Raw genomic sequence first — 6,756 nt, forward strand, 5'->3', positions numbered from 1 at the left:
GCGCCGCCGCTCAACATCCCGCGCTTCCTGGGTCGTCAGAACAACCAGTAATCCCGTTGCCCGCCGCTTGCACGTGCAGCGGCGGGCAAACGGTTCCCGCAAGCCATCGAATACCGCACACGCCCTGCCGTGCCGCAGGGCGTGTTGTGCTTGCAATCGCCCCGGCAAAGCGCGACTGACGGGGCGATATGGCTTTGACCCCGTTTTTGCGTCACCGGAAACTGCGCCTCGCTACCCTGTTGTGCGCGGTCGCCAGCGTCTCGCTCGCCCCTGCCCAGGCGCAGGAAGAGGGCCCCGAGGCGCCCGAAACCGGTTACAGTTCGCTCGATGTCGCGCAGCCCAAGGGCACGCGCGAACTGCAGAATGCGTTGCAGCGGCTGGCGCTCTATCCGGGCGATATCGATGCGCTGATCGATGCAGGCAACGCCGCCCTTCTGCTGCAGGACCCGCAGGCGGCGATCGGCTTTTTCGCCCGCGCCGACGAGATGTCTCCGGGCAATGGCCGGGTGAAGGCCGGGCTCGGATCGGCGCTGCTGCTCAACGAAAACCCCTATGAAGCGCTGCGCCTGTTCGACGAGGCGAAGAAGCTTGGCGTGCCGGATACGGTCTATGCCGCGGACCGGGGCCTCGCTTATGATCTCGTCGGCAATTCCAACGCCGCGCAGGACGATTACGAGCTGGCGCTGCGCCGGGGCGCGGATGACGAGACCATCCGCCGCTATGCATTGTCGCTGGGCATTTCGGGCGACCGGGCGGCAGCCGAAGCCCAGCTCGATCCGCTGCTGCGCAAGCGCGATGCCGCGGCCTGGCGCACCCGGGCCTTCGTGCTCGCCATCTCGGGCGACCCCGAAGGCGCGATTGCGATTGCCGATGCGACGATGCCCAAGCGCATGGCGGCATCGATCCAGCCCTTCTTCCGCTTCATGGGGCGCCTGACCCCGGCGCAACAGGCGGCAGCGGCGCATTTCGGCCATTTCCCGGCCGCCGCCGGCTGCCACGGCCAGCACCGCTGCGCCGCCGATGCCTCCACGCAGTTTCGATCTGGCACAAACGAGCGGCGCCATGAGCGCCGCGCCGCCGGCTGCTGATCGTTCGGGCTCTGCGGTCGCGGCGACCAATGCCGTCGCGCCCGGTCAGACGCCGTTGACATTGTCCAGCCAGGCGCCCGCCGTTGCCAGTGCCGCACCCGCCGTGGCCACCGTCCAGCCGCTACCTGCCGCGCCTGAACCGGCACGGGTCAGCCTGGCCTCGGTCATCGCGAGCATTCAGGTTCCCGCGGCCGAACTCGCGCTGGACGAGGATGCGGTCGATGTCACCAAGCTGAAGCCGGTGCCCAAGAAGCCCGACGAAAAGGAACTCGCCGCGAAAAAGGCGGAAGAGGACAAGAAGCTCGCCGACAAGCAGGCTGCCGACAAGAAGGCAGCAGAAGAGAAGAAGCTGGCGGACAAGAAGGCTGCCGACAAGAAGCTGGCCGACAAGAAAGCCGCAGACAAGCTGGCGGCCGAGAAAAAGGCCGCAGCCGCCAAGAAGGCCGAACCCAAGCATCCCAAGCGCTATTGGGTGCAGGTGGCAGGCGGGGCCAACCGCGCCGATCTGTCCAAGGAATGGAAGCGGCTGACCACCAGCTCGCCCGCGTTGTTCAAGGGCAAGCAGGGCTGGTGGACGCCGCTCAACGCCACCAACCGGCTGCTGACAGGGCCCTTCAAGAGCGCCGACGAAGCGCAGGCCTTCGTCAACGCGCTCGCCAAGAACAAGCTGTCGGGCTTCACCTTCACCAGCCCTGCGGGCCAGGAAGTGACCGCGCTCGGCAAGTGATCGAGCAGATCACATGACCGCGTCGCGGATCAGCCGGTGAACGTTGGTGTTCGCCCTCAGCCGGCTGCCGAGCAGGAACATGCCGCCGATCTTGCGCTGGATGAACAGCGTGTCGACGGGGGGAACCTGCCAGAAGGTGCGTTCCCTGGCGAAGGCCATGCCCTCGTCGCGCAATTCGGTCGTCATCTCGTTGGATGAGAAGTCGAAGGGGCCGTCGACGCGGAGCGGCTCGAACGCCGTGTCGAACATGCCCAGCACCGCCACCTTGTGGCTTTCAGGTGCGTCGGGATGCAGCATGCCCAGCGTCAGTCCTGCCTCGCGCATCATGGGGATATCGCGCTCCATCCCGCCGCGCAGCAGCATGCGATAGGCATCGGCTACGCCATCCTTCACGACGCGCGTCGCGCCGAAATCGAGCAGCACCAGCTTGCCGCTGGCCGGATCGAAGCGATAGTTGGCGAAATTGGGGTCGGTCTGCATCAGCCGGAAGTCGAACAACTCGCGCAGCAGCAGGTCGACCAGCCGCTGCACGATGCCGTCGCGCGTTTCCTGGTCCACGCTGATGGTGTCCTCGATCGCAATACTCTCGATATAGTCCATCGCCAGGATGTCGGTGGTGGTGAGGTCGGCATGCAGCGCGGGGACGCGAAAGTCTGGATGGCCCGCGAGCAGCTCGCCGAAGCGCGCCAGATGCGCCGCCTCATGCGCATAGTCCGCCTCTTCGTGCAGCTGCGCCTTGGCGTCGGCCAGCATCGGGTCGATGTCGAGCTCCGGCGGCAGCAGGCCGGTGAGCTTGATCAGCGATGCGACATTGTCGACATCGCTGTCGATGCTCTGGCGCACGCCGGGATATTGCACCTTGATCGCCAGGTCGCGCCCGTCGAGCGTCCTGGCGCGATGCACCTGGCCGATCGAAGCGGCGGCGACGGGCCTGAAATCGAAACTGGCAAAGCGCTTCTCCCAGCCGCGTCCCCAGTTCTGGTTCAGAACGTTGCGCAGCTGGCCCTGCGGCATGTGCTGGGCGTCGGCGCGCAGACGACCCAGGATGTCCGCAAGCTCGGGCGGCAGGAAGTCGCCGGTGTCCATCGACATCAGCTGACCGAGCTTCATCGCCGCGCCGCGCATCGTCGCCAGCCGGTCGGCGATCTTGCGCGCATTGGCGGGGGTCAGCAGCAGGGCGCCGATCGAGGGGCGGCGCCCCTGCGCCAGCTGCTTGGTGCCATCGACCAGCATCGATCCCGCCACCCCGCCGACCATGGTGCCGAAACTGGCAAAGCGATCGGGGGGGAAGCATGCGGGGGTTTCGGCCTGTCAGCTTGACGCCGCCGGGATAGGCGCGCGCTCTGACCGCTATGTAGGTGCGCGCCTGGCTAGCTGCAACTTGCCCCGCCGAGCACGCAGAAACGCGCACAATGCGGGTGGTTGAGCGATACCGCGCGCGAGGCCTCGGCCAGCGTCGCGCCCATGTCGAAGCCGGGATCATAGGGCAGCAGCGTGCACGCCGCGACGGTGGGCGCATCTGCGCCCTTGTGCTTCACCACCATCCGGCTGGTCGCGCACATCATCGCATCGGGGCTCTTGCCCAATATGTCCCAGCAACCGGTGCTGATCTCCGCGATATCGGCGCTCGCGTCCATTTCCGGAAACATCACGAACTGCTGCGGGTTGTCCGTATCGATGGCAAGGCCCAGCCGTTGGAACAGTGCCGCGAATCCGGCGCGCGCCTCGGCATCGCTTTCGTGCGCCAGATGCCGCCCGGCGATCGCGATCCTGAAACCATGCTGCGCCAGCCATTGCAGGCCGGCCAGGGCCTTGTCCCAGCTGTTTGCGCCGCGTTCGGCCTCGTGCACCGCCTGGGTGTAGTGATCCAGGCTGACACGGATCGTCAGCCGCTCGCCATGGCGGGCCTTGAGGTCGAGCAGCGCGGCCTCGTGCCGCCGCATCGGGCGCATCGCGTTCGACAGCACCAGCGTCTCGAACCCGCGCGCCAGGCACAGATCGAGGATCGCGATAATGTCCGGGTTCATGAACGGCTCGCCCCCGGTCAGCCCGATCTCGCGCGTCGGGATGCCGCACGATGCAATCTCGTCCAGATAGGCCGTGACCTCAGCGAGCGTCAGATAGACCAGCGCATCGTTGCGCGGAGAGCTTTCGATATAGCAGCTCAAACAGGCCAGGTTGCACAGCGTGCCGGTGTTGAACCACAAGGTCTCGAGCGCGGTCATCGCAACGCTGGCCCGCGCTTCGCCCTTGGCGGTGACCAGCGGGTCGCGGAACTTGGCCGGGTTGAGCGGCGGGGCGTTGTCGATCGCGAACGGGCTGGCGGCTGGGTTCATGACCGCGACTATATCACCGCCCGTGCGATAGCCGCCAAGTGAAAAGCGTCAGGCTTCGGCGCGTTTTGCCAGCCTCGACGCCAGCGGGGCCGACAGCACGAGCTGCAGCTGGTGATAGATCAGCGCGGGCAGGATCACGATGCCGGCTTGCGGCCCCGCAAACAGGATCGCGGCGAGCGGTGCGCCGGTGGCGATGCTCTTGTGCGATCCGGCAAACAGCAGGCTGATGCGATCGGCGCGCGGCAGGCCGAGCAGCCCGCCCAGGCCCCAGGCCGCCAGCATCGCCAGCACCAGCATCACCAGGATGATCGCGCACAGGATCGCCAGCGCAGCCCAGCCCAGGGTCTGCATCTTGCCCCCGGCCACCGCCGAGCTGAACGCGACATAGACCGCAAGCGCGATCGCGGTGCGATCGAGCAGCGTCAGCAGCGGCTTGTTGCGCAGCGCCCAGCCGCCGAGCCAGCCCTGCGCGATCTGACCCAGCGCAAAGGGCAGCAGCAGGATCGAGAGGATCTTCACCACCGTATCGCTGCTGATCGCCGCGCCCCCATCGGCGCCGATCAGCAGCGCGACGAGCAGCGGGGTCATGATGATGCCCGCCAGGTTGAGCAGCGCGGAGGCCATGACCGAGGCGGCGATATTGCCGCCCGCCAAGGACGAATAGCTGATCGCAGATTGCACGGTCGAGGGCAGGATTCCGAGAAACAGCAGCCCGATCACCAGCCCGTGCGGTAACAGCCCGCCAGGGGCGTGCGAGGCCGCCCAGCCCAGCACCGGCATGAACGCGAAGGTAAAGGCGAAGATCACGCCCTGCAGCCGCCAGTTCTTCATCGCGACGACCACCTCGGCGCGCGGCAGGCGCAGGCCGTGCAGGAAGAACAGCAGGAAGATCGCGACCGAGACGCCATAGCCGGCATAGACCGCCGCCTGTCCGCTTACCGGCAGCACCGCTGCCACCGCGACGGTGAGCAGCAGCATCAGCACGAACCGGTCGGGGATGAGACGCGTAAGAATCGACATGCCGTTTCCCCCTGCTATGTTTCCGACAGCGAAGCAACGGCCTGAACGATGCAGCGCGCCGATTGGGGGAGGGGGCATGGACTGGCAGGCGATCACGCGACGGATCGAGACGGCGGTGGCGCCGCATATCGGGTCCGGCAAGGTCGCCGATTATATCCCCGCGCTTGCCCGGGTCGATCCGACCAAGTTCGGCATGGCGATCGTGCTGGGCGACGGCACGATGGTCACGCTGGGCGACAGCCACGAGCCGTTCTCGATCCAGTCGATCTCCAAGGTGTTCACATTGTCGATGGCGCTCAGGCATTATGGCGAGAATGTCTGGGACCGGGTGGGGCGCGAACCTTCGGGCAGCGCGTTCAACTCGATCATCCAGCTCGAGAACGAGAAGGGCATCCCGCGCAATCCGCTGATCAATGCCGGCGCGATCGTGGTCACCGACATGCTGGTGGCGCGCAGCGGTGCGGAATCGTTCGAGGCCGAGCTGCTGGGACGCTTCCACCGGCTCTCCGGCGATGACAGCATCGCGGTGGACGAGGAGGTGGCGGAATCGGAATCCGCCACCGGATCGCGTAACCGTGCGCTCGCGCATTTCATGGCCGCGTTCGGCAACATGGCCAATCCGGTCGAGGCGAGCCTGGGCGCCTATTTCCGCCAGTGCGCGGTGCGGATGAGCTGCCGCCAGCTCGCGCGCGCGGCGCTGTTCCTGGCGTTCGACGGCTGCGACCCGATCAACCGTGAGCAGCTGGTCACGCGCGAGAACTGCCGCCGGATCAACGCGGTGATGATGAGCTGCGGCCATTACGACAATAGCGGCGATTTCGCCTATCGCATCGGCCTGCCCGGCAAGAGCGGCGTCGGCGGCGGCATATTGTGCATCGCGCCCGGGCATGGCGCGATCGCGGTATGGTCTCCGGGCCTCAACGCCTCGGGCACCTCGATGGTCGGCGCGATCGCGCTCGAGGAGCTGGTCGAGGCTACGGGATGGAGCGTGTTCGTTTGACCTGATTTGGCGCAATTATTGATAAAGGGCGAGCTGATAACCGGTTGGCATGAACGCCCTGACCAGCCTTGGCCCTCCAGCCCCCCTCGCCGACTGGGACCAGGCGCATATCGAGCTGCATTTATGGCTGGGGCGTTGCCTCGACTGCTTTACGCAGGCGGAGAGCGTGGTCAGCGCGACCTTGCTGCTTCTGGCGCGCCGGTCTTCCGATAGCGTCGAACTCGGCAAGGCATATCTCTTCGGCCAGAAGCTGCAGATATTGCGCAACGGCTTGCAAGCGCTGGACGCCGTAGACCACAAGCCAGCGCGCCTCGCGATCCACGCGCTCGATCGTTTCCAGCCCTATGCCGACCTGCGCAACAGCGTGTGCCACGGAGCATCAACCCTTTACCTCGACAGGCATGGCCACTGGCTGGTGGAACTCAAGCTGACGCAGCTGACTGCGTCTGCTATCGTAACGTCGCAGGTCTTCATCGATCAGGCAGCCGCTGCAGAAAAGCTGAAGGGATTGAAGTCGGCCGTCCAGAGCCTGAGCGCGCGGCTGAACAACCTGAGCGCCGTGCTCAGCCTGCCGGACGTGGCTAC

At 66.3% G+C, this 6,756-nt stretch carries 7 protein-coding genes; 4 read left to right on the forward strand and 3 right to left on the reverse strand.

The genetic code is table 11. The annotated features are described in order from the left end of the window. Positions 1–206: 206 nt before the first annotated feature. The gene (locus tag DM995_RS22450) at positions 207–1,088 is read left to right on the forward strand and encodes a tetratricopeptide repeat protein (RefSeq protein WP_232824431.1); all 882 of its coding nucleotides are present in this window, start codon (positions 207–209) and stop codon (positions 1,086–1,088) included. Continuing rightward, on the forward strand, positions 1,063–1,815 hold the full coding sequence (locus DM995_RS22455) for an SPOR domain-containing protein (protein WP_232824432.1): 753 nt from the start codon (positions 1,063–1,065) through the stop codon (positions 1,813–1,815). The genes DM995_RS22450 and DM995_RS22455 overlap by 26 nt, the downstream gene beginning before the upstream one ends. Positions 1,816–1,824: 9 nt before the next feature. On the opposite strand, the gene DM995_RS15415 is transcribed toward DM995_RS22455, so the two are convergent. From DM995_RS15415 to DM995_RS15425, 3 genes are all read right to left on the reverse strand, one after another. Next, positions 1,825–3,072: an ABC1 kinase family protein gene (locus DM995_RS15415; RefSeq protein ID WP_116969987.1), complete on the reverse strand. Its 1,248-nt coding sequence runs from the start codon at positions 3,070–3,072 to the stop codon at positions 1,825–1,827. Positions 3,073–3,185: 113 nt separating this feature from the next. Beyond that, positions 3,186–4,151, reverse strand: a complete 966-nt coding sequence (locus DM995_RS15420) for a radical SAM protein (RefSeq protein ID WP_116969988.1) — start codon at positions 4,149–4,151, stop codon at positions 3,186–3,188. A 48-nt stretch (positions 4,152–4,199) separates the two neighbouring features. Further along, positions 4,200–5,171: a bile acid:sodium symporter family protein gene (locus tag DM995_RS15425; protein WP_023838941.1), complete on the reverse strand. Its 972-nt coding sequence runs from the start codon at positions 5,169–5,171 to the stop codon at positions 4,200–4,202. Positions 5,172–5,247: 76 nt separating this feature from the next. Between DM995_RS15425 and DM995_RS15430 the strand changes: the two genes are divergently transcribed. Next, positions 5,248–6,171, forward strand: coding sequence for a glutaminase (locus DM995_RS15430; RefSeq protein WP_023838942.1), 924 nt, complete (start codon positions 5,248–5,250; stop codon positions 6,169–6,171). A 49-nt stretch (positions 6,172–6,220) separates the two neighbouring features. Then, positions 6,221–6,756: hypothetical protein (locus tag DM995_RS21945; RefSeq protein WP_198669384.1), on the forward strand; the 536-nt coding region annotated here is incomplete at its 3' end.

Source organism: Blastomonas sp. UPD001 (assembly GCF_003426715.1).
Classification (GTDB): domain Bacteria; phylum Pseudomonadota; class Alphaproteobacteria; order Sphingomonadales; family Sphingomonadaceae; genus Blastomonas.